The organism is Clostridium beijerinckii HUN142 (assembly GCF_000621745.1).
Taxonomy (GTDB): Bacteria; Bacillota; Clostridia; order Clostridiales; family Clostridiaceae; genus Clostridium; species Clostridium beijerinckii_A.
The window spans coordinates 213645-232679 of record NZ_JHXK01000010.1 but is presented as its reverse complement, the minus strand read 5'-3'; the positions used below and the strand labels follow the sequence as shown (position 1 = coordinate 232679).

Annotated in this window: 13 protein-coding genes; 3 read left to right on the top strand and 10 right to left on the bottom strand. The window is 28.3% G+C overall.

Annotated elements, in window-relative coordinates:
- Nucleotides 1–308: 308 nt before the first annotated feature.
- Both T483_RS0105500 and T483_RS0105495 read left to right on the top strand, forming a co-directional pair.
- Nucleotides 309–1364, top strand: a complete 1056-nt coding sequence (locus tag T483_RS0105500; RefSeq protein WP_026885944.1) for an aldose epimerase family protein — start codon at nucleotides 309–311, stop codon at nucleotides 1362–1364.
- A gap of 630 nt (nucleotides 1365–1994) precedes the next feature.
- Complete coding sequence (locus T483_RS0105495) at nucleotides 1995–3698, top strand: methyl-accepting chemotaxis protein (RefSeq protein WP_026885943.1); 1704 nt, start codon at nucleotides 1995–1997, stop codon at nucleotides 3696–3698.
- Between the two features lie 127 nt (nucleotides 3699–3825).
- Here the strand turns inward: T483_RS0105495 and T483_RS0105490 are convergent, their stop codons facing one another.
- The 3 genes from T483_RS0105490 to T483_RS0105480 all read right to left on the bottom strand — a co-directional run bounded on the left by T483_RS0105490 (nucleotide 3826) and on the right by T483_RS0105480 (nucleotide 7359).
- Entirely contained in the window at nucleotides 3826–4692 is an 867-nt protein-coding gene (locus tag T483_RS0105490) for a Cof-type HAD-IIB family hydrolase (RefSeq protein WP_026885942.1), read from the bottom strand.
- 368 nt (nucleotides 4693–5060) lie between these two features.
- A complete protein-coding gene (locus T483_RS0105485) occupies nucleotides 5061–5768 on the bottom strand; it encodes a GntR family transcriptional regulator (protein ID WP_026885941.1) in 708 nt (235 codons plus the stop codon).
- A 628-nt stretch (nucleotides 5769–6396) separates the two neighbouring features.
- The gene (locus tag T483_RS0105480) at nucleotides 6397–7359 is read right to left on the bottom strand and encodes a CAP domain-containing protein (protein ID WP_026885940.1); all 963 of its coding nucleotides are present in this window, start codon (nucleotides 7357–7359) and stop codon (nucleotides 6397–6399) included.
- 471 nt (nucleotides 7360–7830) lie between these two features.
- On the opposite strand from T483_RS0105480, the gene T483_RS0105475 reads away from it, so the two are divergent.
- Nucleotides 7831–8523: a PHP domain-containing protein gene (locus T483_RS0105475; RefSeq protein ID WP_026885939.1), complete on the top strand. Its 693-nt coding sequence runs from the start codon at nucleotides 7831–7833 to the stop codon at nucleotides 8521–8523.
- A 93-nt stretch (nucleotides 8524–8616) separates the two neighbouring features.
- Here T483_RS0105475 and T483_RS0105470 read toward each other — a convergent pair whose 3' ends face one another.
- From T483_RS0105470 to T483_RS0105440, 7 genes are all read right to left on the bottom strand, one after another.
- A complete protein-coding gene (locus T483_RS0105470; RefSeq protein ID WP_026885938.1) occupies nucleotides 8617–8874 on the bottom strand; it encodes a hypothetical protein in 258 nt (85 codons plus the stop codon).
- 157 nt (nucleotides 8875–9031) lie between these two features.
- On the bottom strand, nucleotides 9032–9604 hold the full coding sequence (locus T483_RS0105465; RefSeq protein WP_431603142.1) for an HD-GYP domain-containing protein: 573 nt from the start codon (nucleotides 9602–9604) through the stop codon (nucleotides 9032–9034).
- A gap of 156 nt (nucleotides 9605–9760) precedes the next feature.
- Nucleotides 9761–10381: an HD-GYP domain-containing protein gene (locus tag T483_RS0105460; protein WP_026885936.1), complete on the bottom strand. Its 621-nt coding sequence runs from the start codon at nucleotides 10379–10381 to the stop codon at nucleotides 9761–9763.
- A gap of 264 nt (nucleotides 10382–10645) precedes the next feature.
- Entirely contained in the window at nucleotides 10646–13396 is a 2751-nt protein-coding gene (locus T483_RS0105455; RefSeq protein WP_026885935.1) for a calcium-translocating P-type ATPase, PMCA-type, read from the bottom strand.
- A 373-nt stretch (nucleotides 13397–13769) separates the two neighbouring features.
- Nucleotides 13770–14780 carry a glycoside hydrolase family 43 protein gene (locus tag T483_RS0105450; RefSeq protein ID WP_026885934.1) on the bottom strand — a complete coding sequence of 337 codons (1011 nt, stop codon included), beginning with the start codon at nucleotides 14778–14780 and terminating at the stop codon, nucleotides 13770–13772.
- Nucleotides 14781–15396: 616 nt separating this feature from the next.
- A complete protein-coding gene (gene recQ / locus T483_RS0105445) occupies nucleotides 15397–17178 on the bottom strand; it encodes a DNA helicase RecQ (protein WP_026885933.1) in 1782 nt (593 codons plus the stop codon).
- 500 nt (nucleotides 17179–17678) lie between these two features.
- Complete coding sequence (locus T483_RS0105440; RefSeq protein ID WP_026885932.1) at nucleotides 17679–18707, bottom strand: CdaR family transcriptional regulator; 1029 nt, start codon at nucleotides 18705–18707, stop codon at nucleotides 17679–17681.
- Nucleotides 18708–19035: the final 328 nt, after the last annotated feature.

The following is a 19035-nucleotide window of genomic DNA, read 5'->3' as shown; positions in this document are numbered from 1 at the left end:
ATAAATTTATATTTATTATTTTAGTTAACTAAGTGCTCAATTAAGATTAAAATGTAGAAACTCAATCGCAATATATATTTTTTATTTTGTTACTATATAATTATTATTGTTTTATTACTCCATTAATGTAATTATTAAGCACATACTTATATTATTTTAATATATTTCCAAAATAATTTCTAGAAGTAATTGTATGTACAATTTTAATGTAATATAATATACTTGTACATACATGAAAGCGATATCTTTAATTATGTAAATGTATACTAAAAAATATGTAGTAATTTATTAAATATGGAGGTGTTATCATGGCAATAGAAAAAAAAAATTTTGGAACAATGCCTGATGGAAAAGATGTTTATATTTATACTTTAACAAACTCTAATAAAATGAAAGTTGAGATTTCTACTTACGGAGGTACAATAGTTTCATCTTTAGTTGCGAATAAGGATGGTAAATTTATTGATGTAATGCTAGGATATGATAATTTAGATGATTATTTAAAAGGTGATAAATTCTTTGGAGCCTTAATAGGACGTTTTGGAAATAGAATTCAATATGGAAAGTTCATCCTTAATGATAAAGAATATACTTTAGCTCAAAACGATGGAGAAAACCATTTGCATGGTGGGGTAAAAGGCTTTGATAAAGTGGCATGGGATTCAAAAATAGTTGAAGACTCTCCTAATGCATTAGAACTTTCTTATTTTAGTCCAGATGGTGAAGAAGGATATCCTGGTAATCTTAATGTTAAGGTTACTTATGTGCTTACCGAAGATAATGCTATAGAGATAAATTATAGTGCAACTTCTGATAAAGATACAGTCGTAAATCTTACAAACCATGCTTACTTTAATTTATCTGGGCACTCATCTGGTGATGTTCTTAATCAAAAATTAATGATAAACGCAGATAAGTTTACAGTAAACGATAAATCTTCAATTCCTACAGGCGAAATAATAGAAGTAGATGGAACTCCTATGGATTTTAGAACATTAACTCCTATTGGCAAAAATATAAATAGTGATTATGAACAAATTGACTTTGGAAAAGGATACGATCACAACTGGGTACTAAATACTGATGGATGTGATAGCTCAAAAGCTGCTCAAGCTGTTGATGAGAATTCCGGAATAGTATTGGATGTTTATACAACCACTCCTGGAATTCAATTTTATAGCGGGAACTTTCTTGATGGTTCAGATTTAGGTAAAGATAAAGCCGTTTATAATCGTAGAAATGGTTTTTGTTTAGAGACTCAATATTTTCCTAACTCTATAAACTGTAGTAAATTTAACTCTCCAATACTTAGGGCTGGAGAAGTATACAAACATAAAACCATTTATAAATTCTCTACCTTGTAAATTATAATATATTACTTTTAGATTTTTTACCTCAATAAAAAATCCATAGTGGATAATTCTGTTTTATGATTTAATTGCTAAACAAAAACATACAACAAGGATAGCCACTATGGAATACCCAAATAAAAACACATAATCACGTAAAAACAAACGCTTGAATTTCCATGAGCATATGACTATTCAAAACTTTACCTTAAAAATTAATTTTTCGCGCTAAATATTCCAATAAACACCACTCTAAATAAAATACCCAACGGTACAATAATAACTAAAATAAAGCAAGAAAAGTATATCCAAGTTTACCCTATCTACAAAGGCGACGCTATCTATAAAAGTCGATAGCATTGAAAAACATGCTCATTTCCTAAGTTAAAATTTGTTACTAAAGTATATTAAATAAATATATATCAATCTTCAAAAGATATTCATCACGCTGAGTACACTCAGATTTATACATTACTGAATTTATTTTAAAATCAGACTTTTAGAATATTTTTTGTAGTCTATACAAATACTCTTCAAAATTTATACATATTTTAAAATTAATGTTTACCAGCTTTATACTTAAACTTACTAAACATTTTAATGCTTATATTATTTTGATGGCATTTTTATTAAAGGAGAATTCATATGTATAATAAATTAAAAAAAGTTATTAGTAACTATCCTATTAATACAAAATTTAAAATAACTTTCTCAATAATTTTAGGACTTACTTCTTTTCTTATGGCAGTCGTGATATGCATAATATTGTTCATTTCATCACAAACAAATTCACTATATAATGGTCCATACAAGGTTTCTGAAACTATTTCTAATATTAGAGTAAACTTACAAACAATAAAAATGGACATGTTTAGATCAATCACAGAAACAGATCCAGGAATAAAGAACTTTTATCTAGAACAAGCCGATACAGAATCCATGACTCTTACGAAAAACATAGAAATTTTAAAAGAAATACATAAAGGAGATCAATCCTCACTAAATGAATTTTTATCAAGTGTAAAGGATTTAGATGATAAGAGAGAAAAATTAAGTGATTTACTTAAATCAAAAACCAATCCAGCCGTAATGAAGGTCTGCCAAGATGCTTACTCTTCACAAATCAAAGAATCTGAAGAATGTATACTTAAGCTTTTTAAAGCATCCCAATCAGATGCTAATTCCTTTGTTACTAATTCAAATACTTATAGAAGTATATCACTAATTTCTATTACATTTATTATGCTTATATTAATTGTAATATCACTATTGTTGGCCAGGGTATTAAACGATGTATTACTTGAAGGAATTAATCACATTAAGGATATTGCCAAAAACTTAGCCCGTGGAAATCTTAAAATAAATACTGAATATAACGCAAAAGATGAAATGGGTGAAATGTCTCGCGATTTAGCTAATTCTATAGGTATGTTACTCTCTTATATTAACGATATAACAAGCACTTTAGAAAGATTAGCAGATGGGGATCTAGATATACAATTAGATACTTCAATAGAATATATAGGCGATTTTACTCCTATACAAAATTCAATAAAAAATATTATTGATTCTTTAAATATTATATTTCAGAATATGGATCAATCAATCTCATTAATTTCTAATGGTTCCGAACAATTATCTTCAACTACCCAAATACTCTCTGAAGGTTCTATAAATCAGGCTGGCGCAGTTGAAGAACTCTTTACTAGTTTTAAAAAAATACTACAAAAAGTTAATAATACTACTAATAATGCAGATAAAGCTAACAGTTTTTCCATTAATGTAAAGCATATCGTAAAAGAAGGAAACGAAAAAATGCAAATATTGATGGAATCTATGAAAGAAATAACTATGTGTTCAAAACAAATTGCTGAAATTATAAAAGCAATAGAAGAAATTGCTGCTCAAACTAATCTTTTAGCATTAAATGCTGCTATCGAAGCAGCTAGAGCTGGTGAAGCTGGAAAAGGTTTTGCTGTAGTTGCAGAAGAAGTCAAAACTCTTGCTGAACAATCTGCTGAAGCAGTAAACAACACTGCTAAAATTATAAAAAATTCATTATATGTAGTAGCTAATGGAGAAAAGCTGGCTACCGAGACTGCTGCCGCACTAGATGTAATAGTTAAAAATGTTGATGATACAACTAATCTAGTGAAAGAAATAGCTATAGCTTCTGAAGATCAAACTGAAGCCATAACTGAAATGACCGGTAGGGCTGATCAAATTTCTCAAGTAGTTCAAACTAATTCTTCAACAGCAGAAGAACTAGCAGCATCTACAGAAGAACTAGCTTCTCAGACCCAGATAATAAAAACTGAAATATCAAAATATACATTAAAAAATAAATAATAGGTTTTTATCTATGAGATTATATTATTTATTTAAAGGCAAAGAATTTAAAAATAACAATTCTTTGCCTTTAATGGCCTTACTAACAAAAATGTAATCAAATAAAATTACCTCTAAGTTATACTTTTTATTTTTGTTCTTCTAAAACCTTATAAATTGCTTTTGCTACGCCTAAATTGTCATTTGTATCAGTTATATACTTTGCTATTTCTTTTATTTCTGAAATAGCATTTCCCATAGCAACCGATTCTTTAAATTCTGTAAACATAGAATAATCGTTAAAACTATCTCCTAGTACCAAAACTTCATCTCTTTTAAATCCCATTTTTTCAGCTACTTTTGCAAGTATAATACCCTTTTGAGCTGTTATATCTGTAATTTCTATATTATCTCTAAATGAAGATGAAACGGCAATTCCTTTTAATTCTCCTATAACTTTTTTCATTTTATTTATAAGCTCTATATCTTTATGAAAAGCTACAAATTTTCTAACTTCTATACCGCTACTTAAAAATTTATCCAAGTCAGAAATATAATTAAGTTGAACAAAATATGGTTGAACTTTGGCAAGTTCCAAGGCTTCTTCTGGACTAAGCTCAGGATTAAAGGATAAAGTTCTATATGCCATTTCCTTTAAAGCTTCCTCTTTAGTATCTGTAGTATATATTCCTTTATTAGTAAATATTCTTGCAGATACTTTTTCTCTTTGAAGTATATTTATAATTTTAGTTGCAGTTTTTAGTTCTATATTTATCTCTTCTAGAATATTTCCATCTTCATCTCTATACTCTGCACCATTCATAAGTACACATTGACATCTTATATTATTTTCCACCAAAAGAGGTTTAACCGTATCATATTCCCTTCCTGTTGAAATTGCAAATACAATTCCTGCCTTTTCAGCACTCTTAATAGCAGATACGGTCTCTTTATCTATTTTATGTTTTGTATTCAACAGTGTCCCATCCATATCTGACGCAATAAGTTTTATCATTTGGGATCATCTCCTCGCTATTTTATTAAATTTCTCATACCATAATATTATAACAAAGTTTATCCAATTGTAAAAATAAGCAACATAATTTAATCTTTCATTAGTGTTTACTTGAAGATAAGTTTTATTAATTCCTAACTTTATTAAGCATCTTTTTTATATTATGCAGATTACGGCGAAAAAACCTACCCTTTATCTAATGCAAAGTGCAGGCTTTTTATTCATATAAAATACTTAGAACTATTAATTATTTAAATTACTACTTCATGTAAATAAATTTAATGTATACATTGTTATAGCCCTATTTGAATACTTATTTTACTAGAATCTTAAATGTAAAGTTTCTATTACAACATAATATTAAATTACTAGTTAATGCTAGTTAAGCTTATAAATTTCATATTTCTATAGTTAAATTTCTCTACAGAAATATCAAATACTATTCCACTACTTAAAAATATAGTATTATTTAAAACTAAAGTCGGGTCATCTTTCTCTAAGTTCAAAAAACTTGCTTCTTCTTCAGTTAACTTTTCAGAAGTTATTATTCTATCCGCAAATCCTATTTTTAATTTCAAATCATTTGTAATGTATTCAAATATAGACTTACTACATATTTCCTCATTCAAATAAGGAATAATATCTTTATTATAGTAAGATTCCTCTATTTCAATTGGATCTCCATTTAAATATCTTACTCTTTTAACATAATATATTTTCGTGCCAATATCACATTTCATTCTATCTGATAATCTTTCATCTGCGTTAATTAACGAAAATTCAGCAACCTTACTTTCTAACTTTTCCTTAGAATATTGCTTAGATAAACCATTAATATCTCTTATTTGCGCGCAGCCAAGTTTTGCAAATTCCCTCAAAAATATACCACTGCCTTGGACTCTATAAATATAGCCTTTACTCACTAATATTTCTATAGCTTTTCTTATAGTATTTTTACTAACATTAAATTTTTTTATCAATTCCTCTTCTGTAGGAAGTTTTTTAGTCAAACTATATTTATCTTCCAACATCTCTTTTTCTAGAATATTAACTACCATTTCATACTTTGTTTGCATCTCTGTAATTCCTCACTTTATCTTAAATAAGTGTTTTGACTAGTATCTTCTTCTAGTTCATAATATGTTAATCCTAGTCTATGGCATTTCTTAAAGCATATAAAAACCATTTATATCAAATATTAAACCCAATATTTCCTTTTTCATTTTCACTCGAAATATTGGGTTTAATATTTAATAATTTCCTTTAATGAATATCATTATCACACAAATCCGCTTTTTTCTTCCTATAATTTATCTACTATAGTTATTCGTGTATTGCCATTTTTCCTTCTCATCACTTAAATTTTATATTTGCTAATGCCTTCATCTAACGAAATAATTTAACTATTACTATAATTCGTTGGTATGATTTATTATATAATATAAAGCACCCTTTGTAAAGGTTTAAACAATTTGCTTTAAGCGCGTACAATTTAATTAATATAATAATTCAAATAAGTATATAAGTTACGATAATAATTCTATATTATTACTGATTACACATGCTTAACCGTTGATAATATACCATAGAGATGAATCTTTGCTCAATTTATATAAAACTGCTAATTATTTTTTATAATCAGCAGTTCTCACTTAATTTATGTACCATATGTATATTTTATATAAGAATATGCTATTCAAAGAATTAGTTCGAAAAAGTTTGAGTTCCCATATATTTATCATTACCACTAATTACACCTATGCCAACCTTAGTATAAGAAGGATTCATCATATTTGCTTTATGTCCTGGTGAATTCCACCATTGATTAAATAATTCAACCGGTTCATAATTGTTATATGCTATATTTTCACCTGTTGTAGTATATTCATAATTAATTGCTTTTAGCCAGCTTGTCCAATTATTGCCCTCTGGAGTAGTATGGTCAAAATAATTGTATTGTAGCATATGATTGCTCTTATACCTGGCTACCTGAACTAACTCATTATCCATAACTAATGGCTTTAAACCTGCCTCAGTTCTTTTTTGATTCATCAACTCAAAAATTTTATTTTCTGCCATTGTTTGTATACCTATAGAATAGTTTTTCGGTAATTCAGGTAAGCCATTTATATCAACAGTATTATTATCTGCTGAATTATAAGCACTTGCCTGGCTGCTATATCCTGAATTAGTTAACAGTTGGCTTGAATCATTTGACGATTCTATTAGTTCTCCTGATTCATCAAAGCAATAAATCTTACCCGCAATATTTTGAATTCCTGTTTGCATTGCTCCATTACTATTCATATAATACCACTTATTATTATCTTGTATCCAACCTATTTGCATCACTCCGATATTGTTAAAATAATACCAGATTCCATTGATATTATTCCAACCTTCTTGCATTACTCCTGAATTACTTAAGTAATACCAGTTTCCTTTGTCATAAGTCCAATCTGTTTTCATTCTTCCATTTTCATTAAAATAATACCATTCATTTGAAATACTTTTCCATCCTTTAGTTACTTTATTGCCTTCTTTGTAGCTCCATGTTCTATCATCATTCTGCATCCATTCCGCGGATGCTTTTAACGGTGATAGTGTAGAAATTGTTGCTGCTACAATAACTGCGCTTATCGTTTTTGTAAAAAAAGTTTTCTTCATTAGTTTTCCTCTTTTCTTTTGTTATTCTGTTATCTTGCAATAGAGTTAGCATACCCCTTGTAAAACCGTTTTCAGAAATACATATAAAAGTTTGTCCATATAACAATTTTACCATAAATTCGACATTTTTCAAGTCATTTTATTCTCAGATATTTAATACTAGTTAAACAAACTATATAGTTTACTTTTCTAATTCATCATAAAGTAACTATATAAATGTATATATACCCAATTTAAATGCTTGAATTATTAGATAACCTTATTTACAAATTTTCTAAAACCTTAATTTCATACCTTCAGTAGAAATTTAACTACAAATTTATTATTGCAGTATATCTATAATATAAAAAACTTATGTTAACACCAGTTTTTAATTAGGTTAATTTTAATATAAATATAAAGATTAATCATTTTAACATCTAATTTATAAACTCATATATTACAAATAGATAATATTTCAGAGGCGTTATAATGTATAAAAAAGGTGATTTTCATATCCACTCAACTTTCTCTGATGGAAAATGCTCCCCAAAGGAAATTGTCATACTCTCAAAAAAAAGAGAAGTGGATATTATTGCTATAACAGATCATAATAGTACATCTGGTTTAGATGAAGCTATCATGGCTGGCGAAGAGCTTGGTGTAAGAGTTATTCCTGGTGTTGAACTTTCAACTAAATACAATTCTTCCAGAGTTCATGTTTTAGGTTATTTTAAAGATGATAGCTACAAAAATGAACTTTTAGTTGAAGTATTAAAAAATGTAAAGAACCATAAGGTTTCGAATATAAAAAAATTATTAGGAAAAAAGTTAGACTTTTGTAGCACTAAAGATAAGCTTTCTGTAGAAGCTGGCATAGAAATTCTAAAGTTTTTTGGAGCTACAGTCATTTTAGCACATCCTGTCCTTTTGAGAAGATCTGATTTCAAAAAAATTATAGAAATGAACTTTGATGGACTTGAAGCTAAATACTTCAGTAATACAGAAGAGGATACTGAATATTTCTTGAAGGTAGCTAGTGATAGAGACTTGCTTTATACAGCAGGATCAGATTTTCATAGTTGCAAAGAATTTTATAGAGTTCATGGGATAATAGGTGATGTTTATCTAAACGAATTTGAGATATATAATTTTTTAGTTGGTGGTAAATTTCCATATTTATAAATACTTTACTAAAATTATTTAATCTTTAGAATTAGATATATGTTTAATTAGATTATTAATGTGCTACATATATCTAATTTCTTACTCTATAAACTATATTTCTTCAGCCTTTTTTCTTCTTTTATATATTTGGTTGGCTAATAAGTATGCTGTTATAGTAGTTCCTAAGACACATATTGCAGTTGGGGCCACTGCTATAAATCCAGCTAAAAGCAGTCCTTTTCCTGAAACCTTAATATCGACACTTTTATCGTTTGACTTAATATTTACATTAATACTGCTTGCTTCTTTATCTGCTTTACTAATTTTGTTAAAGGATCCATTCATTATCTCTTTTTTAAAGTCTAACATTCAATCACCTCTTATGTAATTTAAAATTTATATTTCTGCTTTATCTATATAATATTAATTTAAATCTATTATATACAAAAAACTTCCAATTCTGAATAAAATTCTAAATAAAAAATTGTAACTATACTATAGAAAAAATCTATACATAGTTACAATCTTAATTATAAAGTTCATTCACTATTTTATTCCAATTTTTGAGCATACATTCGGCTATTTTAGAATCATACATTATTCCTTCATTCTTCTTTATTTCATCCCTGCATAGCTCATCACTTATGGATTTTCTATATGGTCTATCGCTTTTCATTGCATCTATAGAATCACAGACAGCTAATATTCTTGAGGCGAGTGGTATTTCTTCTTCTTTTAATCCTTTAGGATACCCTTTTCCATCCCATCTCTCATGATGATGTAAAACTATCCTAGAAATATCTTCAAAAGTGCTCGCTTTACTAAGTATATTATATCCAATATATGAATGTTTTTTCATTAATTCCCACTCATCCACTTCTAGGCTATCTGGTTTATTTAGAACGCTATCGGGTACTCCAATTTTGCCAATATCATGCAGATCTCCTGCTATGTGTATTAATTCAAGTTCTTCCTCTGTCATTCCTAAGACTTTTCCTAAATTATAGGCCATATCTGCTACTCTAGTCGAGTGACCATATGTATAAAAGTCTTTTGCTTCCAAGGTCGCAACCATACTTCTTACAACACCATGATACATATCATCATTATATTGATCCAATATTTCTCACCACCTTACTAATTTTGCTAGTCTTACTAAATATAATATCATAAAATTCATTGTGTTTGAATATAATTATTTAATTCAATTAAGATAATTTAAAATAATCTTTAACTATTTATAAAAACTTGACGATTAAATTACAATATAGTACTCACTTGCAGAATTATATTCTTGTGTAATTTCACCCCAATTTTCAACAATACAATTTACTATTTCAGGATCATACATTATCCCCTTATTTTTAATTATTTCATTCCGACATTCTTCATCACTTATTAATTTTCTGTAAGGCCTATTACTTTTCATTGCATCTATAGAATCACAAACTGCTATTATTCTAGATCCTAATGGTATATTTTCCTTATATAATCCATTTGGATATCCTCTTCCATCCCATCTTTCATGATGATATAGTACTATTTTTGAAATATCATCCAGACTTTTTACCTTGCTTAATATTTTATATCCTATCTCTGGATGCTTCTTCATAAGCTCCCACTCTTCCAAATCAAGTTTACCTCTCTTATTTAAAACACTGTCAGGAACACCAATCTTACCTATATCATGCAAATGCCCTGCAATGTGCAAGATCTCTAATTCTTCATTCTTTATCCCTAAATACATACCAAGCTTATTCGCCATATTTCCAACTCTAGTCGAATGTCCCGCAGTATAAATATCTTTTGCATCCAGTGCTGCAACCATACTCTCTATTATATCGTGATAAACTTCACTACTAAATAACATATTCATAATCTTACCTCCTTAAATTAAACTTCTAAATTATATTACATTTACCTAAATTAACTTCCATTGAAAATTATTATCAATTATATTATATCCTATTTTACCTATTAATCAATATTTAACTTTCAGTATCATTTCATGATAAATATTTATATTTTCCATCCATATTCTGCTCAATTTTTACTTTTATCACTATTACTTTTATTTTCAAGAAAAAAAAATAAGGGTAGTTAAATTAACTTCCCTCAACTTTTAAATAACATTATTTAATTACTTTCTAACCATTCTTATAATAAATTTTATACCTTCATTTACTACTATAACCATAAATGCTAATGCTAAAACTTTGCTCCACATTATCACTGATAAAGCAACTGAACTAAAGAAAGTAGTAAATACTTGAGTAAATATTATTTGAGCCAATCCAGTTATAAATATTACTTGAATAGCTATCTTATTCTTAAAAAAATTAGGCAATATACTCTCTGCTCCAAATTCTCTGCAGTTAAACGCATTAAATAATGCACTAAATGCAAATAATCCAAATAAAACAGTTTCCATCTCACTTGCAAACCCGTTTTTTTCTGTTGATGCTCCTAAAATATTGTACTTCATCTGTATAAGTAAGATTGATGTAACATATATTGCATTTAGTATTATTGACATTATCATACCTTTTGTAATTATACTTGAATTTCTATTTACAGGTTTTCTATTAAATACATTATTTCTAATTGGTTCTAAACCTAGAACTAGTGCTGGGGGTCCATCCATTATTATATTAATCCATAATAATTGAATTGTAGTAAATGGCATTTCAAAATTTAATATTTGTGATATTATTGCAACTAAAAATGCTATTATATTTACAGTAATCTGAAATTGTATGAATCTTTGAAAGTTTTCATACACACCCCTTCCCCACTTTATTCCATCAATGATAGTGGTAAAATTATCATCTGTTAATATTATGTCTGCAGCATTTTTTGAAACTTCTGATCCAGAAATCCCCATAGCTATTCCAACGTCTGCCTTTGTTAATGCTGGCGCATCATTTATACCATCCCCAGTTACTCCAACTACTTCTCCATTATCTTGAAGAGCTTCAACAATTCTCATTTTTGTCTCTGGCTTACTTCTAGCTACAATAGCTATATTTCCAATCTCATTTCTTAATTCTTTATCATTTAAAGTATCAATGTATGTAGCTTCCACTGCTTTTTTTCCACCCTCAAGCATTCCAAGCTCATTTCCTATTGCCATGGCTGTATTTATATTGTCTCCAGTCAGCATCTTGGTTTCAATTCCTGCTCTTTTAGCAGTTTCTATGGCTTTAGCTACATCCTCCCTTAGTGGATCTCTTATGGCAACAAAACCACTAAATATTAGTCCATTGTTTGTATCTAAGAGTTTAGGTTTCAAAATACTTATCTCACTTGTAATCGCTGCCTCTGCTTCTACATCCTCAATAATTCTAAATCCGAAGCCCAGAATTCTCATAGATTTAGATTGTAGTTTTTGTATCTCTTTTATTATTTCATTTTTTCTATCTTTTGTAATATCTATGAATTTATTATTTATAACTTCATTGGTAGCATTTGATAGCAATATTTCTGGAGCTCCCTTTACAAGTACTACATTCATACCTTTAATCTTCATAACGGTAGCCATAAATTTATTTTCAGAGTTAAATGGTATTTGATGAATCACTTCACTTTCTTTTCTTTCCTGCTTATAATCATATTCCTCCAGATATGAAAGTAATGCACATTCTGTAGAATTGCCTAAGTAATTCAACTTATCTCCTTCAAAACTTATATCTGCCGTTGAGTTTACGAGGCAATTTTTTATAAAATAATCATCTATATCATTTTTATCATCAAAGAATTTTCCATTTAAATATAGATTCTCTACAGTCATCCTATTCTCAGTTAAAGTACCTGTTTTATCTGAACAAATAACGCTAACAGATCCTATAGTTTCACAAGCTTCTTTTTTAGTTACTAAAGCATTTATCTTAGCCATCTTTTGCATTGTTATTGCTAGTGTCATATTAATCATAGTTGGTAATCCTTCTGGTACAGCTGCAACTATTAAAGCAATACATACAACAAAAGCAGTTTTAATAGGATCTATTGAATTTAAAAATTGTATTATTCCCGATGTATTTATATTCAAATTTCCAGATAAGATCATTTTTGTGACCATAAATATAAATAGTAACCCTGCTATAACACTTGATATCTTAGTAATTGTTTTGCCCAAATCTCCTAATTTTCTTTGAAGTGGTGTTTCTTCTTCCTCTATTTGAAGAGTTTGAGCTATTCTTCCCATTTCGGTATTATCGCCAGTTGAAGTTACAACCATTGTCGCTCTGCCATAAGCAATTAGAGTTCCACCAAATCCCATGTTAATTTGCTTTGCTGGAATTGGATCCTGTATTTTCTTCTCTTCCTTTGATTTTACTTCTTCCATATCAATAATTGCTTTAGCGTTTTTTGTAACCTCTTCTGATTCACCAGTCAACATATCTTCTCTAACTTTCAAGTCTATTGTCTCAACGAATCTTCCATCTGCAGGTATCATATCTCCTGTTTCAAGATATATGATATCTCCTGGAACCAGATCATTTTTCCCAACTTGAGTTACATTACCATTTCTCAGTACCTTTACAACAATATCTTCTGTCATTTTAGCCAAAGCTTCTGCTGCCTTTTTTGATTTTCCTTCTGTAATTATTCCAATAGTTATTCCAATTGCAACAGCACATACTATTCCAACTGAATCATAATATTCTCCAATTATCGCACTAACTAAAGCTGCTATTAAAAGAATAAGCATCATTGGTTCCAGTAACGCATTTTTTATTTCCTCAAATATATTTCCTTCTTTTTCATGAGTAAACTCGTTCTTTCCATACTTCTCAGATCTCTCTCTTACTGATGAGTCATTTAAACCAATCTCTAAATTAGAATCTAGTTCTTTTAAAACTGATTCTATATCTTTATTAAAATATTTCATTAATTAAACTCCTTTTATTAATACAAAAATCCTTCAGACATAATTCTAAAATCTATAAATAATATTTTAACATAAAATAGAGCCAATATTAAGTTAGCTTAAATATTGACTTGACTACTAGTCTATATTATTCATTATAACCTATTTTACTAGAACAGTATCAATTTCAGATACTTTTTATTTGCATATGACTTCTAAATAAAATAGCTTTTTAGAACTTACATATTCAAATAAATTTAAAGTTAGTTTATTTCTGCCTATTCTATATGATAATAAAAGCATACCATTATTTTGTTTTACTAAGATTCTTACTCGTTATAGAATCTAGTTAACAAAACAAAAGTATGCTTTTTATTTTAATTGTAGTGTATATTTACACTCTGCTTAATTCTTTATATTTTATTTTTTCTAGTTCCGAAATATTTTCATCTTTAGATGGAATACCAAAGTTTGGAGTACCATCCTCATTCCATTTAATTACCTCAATTCTAGTGTGCCTATTTGGATCGTATAGAGGATCTCCTATAATTTCAGTGTAATTTCTAGCATGATATACTAAAATATCCTCTTTTCCATCTTCTGATATAGTAAAACTATTATGACCTGGTCCATATTGACCATTTTCCATCGCTGTTTTAAATACTGGTTCTTTACATTTTATCCAAGAAGATGAATCTAATAGATTACTGTTTTCTTCTGCTATAATCATTCCCATGCAATAATTTTCATCAGTAGCACTTGCTGAATATGTCAAAAATATTTTACCATTTCTCTTTAATATTGCTGGTCCTTCATTAACCCAAAATCTCATAGTCTCCCAATCTAACTCCGGTTTAGTTAAAAGTACTGGTTTAGTCCTTAGTGTCCATGGGTTCTCCATTTCAGCAATATATAAATTAGAATGCGATTTAGGTTCTATTTCCCTCTCCTCTTGCGCCCATACGTAATAAAGTCTTCCATTGTGCTCAAATGTTGTTGCATCTAGAGAAAAAGATTCCCATCTTGTTTTGACTTGTCCTTTTTCTATCCAATTATCAGTTAGTGGATCTGCATTATTATTTTCAATTACATACATTCGATGATTAAAAGTAATTCCAGTCACCTCATTGTTTGGTGCGGCTGCAAAATATATATACCACTTACCCTGAATAAAATGGATTTCTGGTGCCCATATTAAATTACTCATTTCACTACTATCATGTTTTTTCCAAGCTATAAAAACTTCTGCATCACCCAATCCTTGTAATGTTTTTGATCTTCTTATTTCAATACAATCATATTCTGGAACTGATGCTGTAAAATAATAGTATCCATCAATATGCTTATAAATAAATGGATCCGCTCTTTGAATAACTATTGGATTTACATATTTTTTTTCTTCCATAAAAATGCTCCTTAACTTAAAGATAATATAAATAATAATTTTATATTTCATTAAAATATAAGTGTATATTTCAAACTTATATAAATAAAACCTTTCTCTAATAATTTTGATAAGATCTTATTTTTATATACACTTGATGTAAAGTTCCTATATATGCTCAATATACGTATATTATATGATTTAATTATATACAAGCGCCGCTCTTTTATCAACACTTTATTTTACTATATAATTAATAATTTTATATATATTTAAAATAAATATATATAAAATTATTATCTTTAATCAATTCACATATATTCTGTAATAAATTTGCATTCAAAATCTTGGTAAATCTAGTGTTTATTAAGACTAAAGTATAAGCATCCATTTCAATATAAAAATATCTATAGAAAAATAAATTGCTATCATAGTTATGTGTTTCATAGCTATGATAGCAATTTATAATTTTAGAATCCTGTATTATCCTATTTCATCGCCTTATTTGTAATATTTATTTTATATCCATATAAATCGAACACTATCCCATCCAAACTAATTAAAGTAGTTTTATCTAATATTTACGTATTATAAATTAACTGAACAACTGTAAAAATGATGAATTTAAATTCTTTTGTTAATTAGCTTCCTTTTGTGCAAACATCCTTATTATATTTAATAACTCTCCCCCATAAGCTTCAATTTTTTTTGTTCCCACTCCTCTAATCTCCAATAATTCATCTAATGTCCTAGGTTTGCTATTAGATATTGCAATTAAGCTTGTATCTGAGAATATTATATAAGGCTTTATCTTATCCTTATAAGCCCTATCTTTCCTCCAAGATTTTAAAGCTTCAAATAGCTCGCTATTTATTATAGGCTCTCTACTATCTAATATCTTAAATACAACTGATTCTTTACTTTTCAAAACCCTAATTGATCTAGAATTAAGTTTTAACATTGAATATGTGCCTTCTTTCAAATCAACATATCCCTCATCTAATAATTTTTTTATTAACTCTTTTATAAACGTACTTCCATATTCCTTCATTATTCCGTATGTTGTAACTTGGTCTAGATTGTTTTGTATTATTTTAGGCCCTTTAAAACCTTTCAAAATATCCACAAGAACTGATATGCCATACTGTTCTTTTGTTCTAAAAACTGTGGACAAAATCATCTGGCTCTCTTTCGTAAAATCTTTTAATTCATCATCATTTAAGCAGTTACTGCATTTATTACAGTAATTTAATTTTCGATCATTTCCAAAATAATTCAATATATATTTTCTATAACATTCCTTTAAATTGCAATAATCAATCATAAATTGAAACTTTCTAAGTTGAATTTCTCTTCTATTCATGGAAGAACTTTTGTTAATAATATATTCTACTCTACTTATATCTTCTTCACAATAAAATAAATAGCAGTCACAATTTTCTCCATCTCTTCCTCCTCTTCCTATCTCCTGATAATATGATTCTAGATTTTGAGGAAAAGTAAAATGAACTATAAATCTAATATTTGACTTATCTATTCCCATCCCAAATGCATTTGTTGCAATAATTATATCCAAATTCTCATATAGAAACTCTTCTTGAAACTTTTCCTTCTCTTCATCCTTAAGTCCACCATGATACTTACCAACATAGAATCCTAAGTCTTTTAGATAATAATATAGATTATCAACTTCTTTTCTTGACGCGCAGTATACAATACCAGACTGGCCTTCATTTTTTCTGATTATGTCCTTAAGAGTTTCAATCTTATCTACTTCCTTAAGTATATTAATGTTTAGATTTTCCCTATTAATATCTCCTTTATATATATACGGTTTCTCTAATCCCAATAATTTGATCGAGTCTTCTCTAACTTCACTTGTTGCTGTTGCAGTAAACGCTGATATTATAGGCTTAATTTTAAGACTTTTATAAAAATCCGATATTCCTAGATAACTTTGTCTAAAGTCATGCCCCCACTGAGATACACAATGCGCTTCATCTATTGCAATTTGGCATATATGAAGATCTTTAACCAATTCTCTAAATATTCTAGATTCCAATCTTTCTGGTGATATATATATTATTTTGTACTCTCCCATAGACGCTTCAATTAATATATTTCTTATAGTGTCCACATTCTGAGTACTATTTATGTATGCAGCTTTTATTCCAACTCCGGCTAGATTGTCCACTTGATCTTTCATAAGTGATATTAAAGGAGAAATAACTATAGTTACCCCCTGCATAATTATAGCTGGAATCTGGTAACAAATAGATTTTCCTGCCCCTGTAGGCATAAGACAAAAAGTATCTACACCCTTTAAAATACTATCTATAATCTCGAATTGCCCTCTTCTTAGAGTATCAAATCCGTAGTATTTTTTTAAAGCATAAAATATCTTTTGTTTATTATCCATCTTTGCTTCCCTTTCTTTTATGTATAATAAATTCTACTTATAAATTTCTCTTTAGGCATATAAAAGAAAATAACGAGTCCAAAATGCCACGATTATTCTTCATCAGGCAAGAAAGTAGATCTATCTCACAATAAACCTATTAGCCCAATCTACTGATGAGCAGAGAACCCAAATCTATGATTGGGTGTGAATCACTTACTCAGCGAGTGCATGTGAGTCGAGCTTCCCATGCTGGAAAACAGACCTTGTAAATGTACTTGTTATTTTTGATTATACCTTAATACTAGTATATACCACATAGTTAAAATCTTAAACACAAAACAGCGTTTAACTTTTTTAATCTCAAAAGTTAAACGCTATATTCTATAGTTATAAATTATTTTCTAATGCAATTGATGTATTAACATCTACGTGATCAAAGTAATACTCTAAATAAAAATCTGCTATCACTTCTAGCCTTATCTAATTTATTCTTATTTAAATAACTCTACATTAAATACTTATCGCCAAATCAATCCGCATAATAGCTCGAATAACTCTAATAAATTCTTCGGATTTTTTCCTGTTAGTTTTCTTATTTTTTCTAGCCTATAATTTAGAGTATTTCTATGTATATTTAGCCTATTGGCCACATTCCCAATATCGCCATTTTCCTCAATGTATACCTGTATAGTTTGAATAAGTTCTAATTTATTTCCTGTCTTATCAAGGTTTGACATCATTGATACCAAAGGTAGCTTATTATCATGAGATAAATTAATGAAAAATTTCAAGTCATCATAGCTATAGACTAAACTTGCTGATTTTATCTTTGCACCAAATTCCATTGCTAATTCTGCACTTTCTAGTGAAATAGCTGCGACATCTTCCTTTGCTCCAATGCTTATCCTATTTACATCTTTATTTATTTTCAAGTTTTCTAACAATGTATTATATAAATCCCTAGATGTAACGAAAAACGCTATTCTATTATTAACCTCACTATAATTCGAATACTTCTGATATAATATTTTAAAACTTCGCGAATTTATATTTCCATCTACAAGAATAACGCTGCATTTTTTCGTAAGATCTATCCCATAACTTTTAGCTCTTTGATGGAAACTTTCATCGTATTTTGTTTTTCTATGAGCTAGTTCATTATAAAATTTCTGCATATTTAACCTTTTATTCTGAATCTCCTCATCTGCTTTAGATTGTTCTATTAATAAAACTGCTGTTACACGGACAAGCTTGCTAAATCTTCTTACCTCATCTGGATGCCCAGTTATTCCTATGACTCCTATTACTTTATTGTTGATAATAATAGGTTCGTTAACTCCAGGTTTCATTCTATAATCTTCTTCATACACTTCGTTTATTTGTTGATTATCTATCGCTTCCCTAGCTCCCTCATGTACATTCCCTATTCGCTTAATATCTCCACTGCCTATGATTATTCCATTCTCATCCATAACATTTATATTGTAAGGAATTACATTCATCATTTCTAAAACAATTTTTTGTGCTATGGTTTTAGATAGCGTCATATCACTCATTCCTTTCTAGGCTATAATTATATTATAAAAACACAAAGCATTTTTTCAATATACTATAGATAAACAACTTATAATATGAGTTCTAGCGAAAGTAAAAACATTGTTATTCTACAGAACTATAAAAATATTTCTACTTTCTAATATGTACTTATTGCAAAGTATAAACCTAATTTCTAAATTATTTATCTATATACTACTTATTATGATACTTTTTAAAAATAAAACAAAGCTAACTATATAACAATTAGATCATCAAATCAATAAGTGAACCTATAATACATAGTTCTGATTTATTCCATATATAATAGTTGTTCCGAAA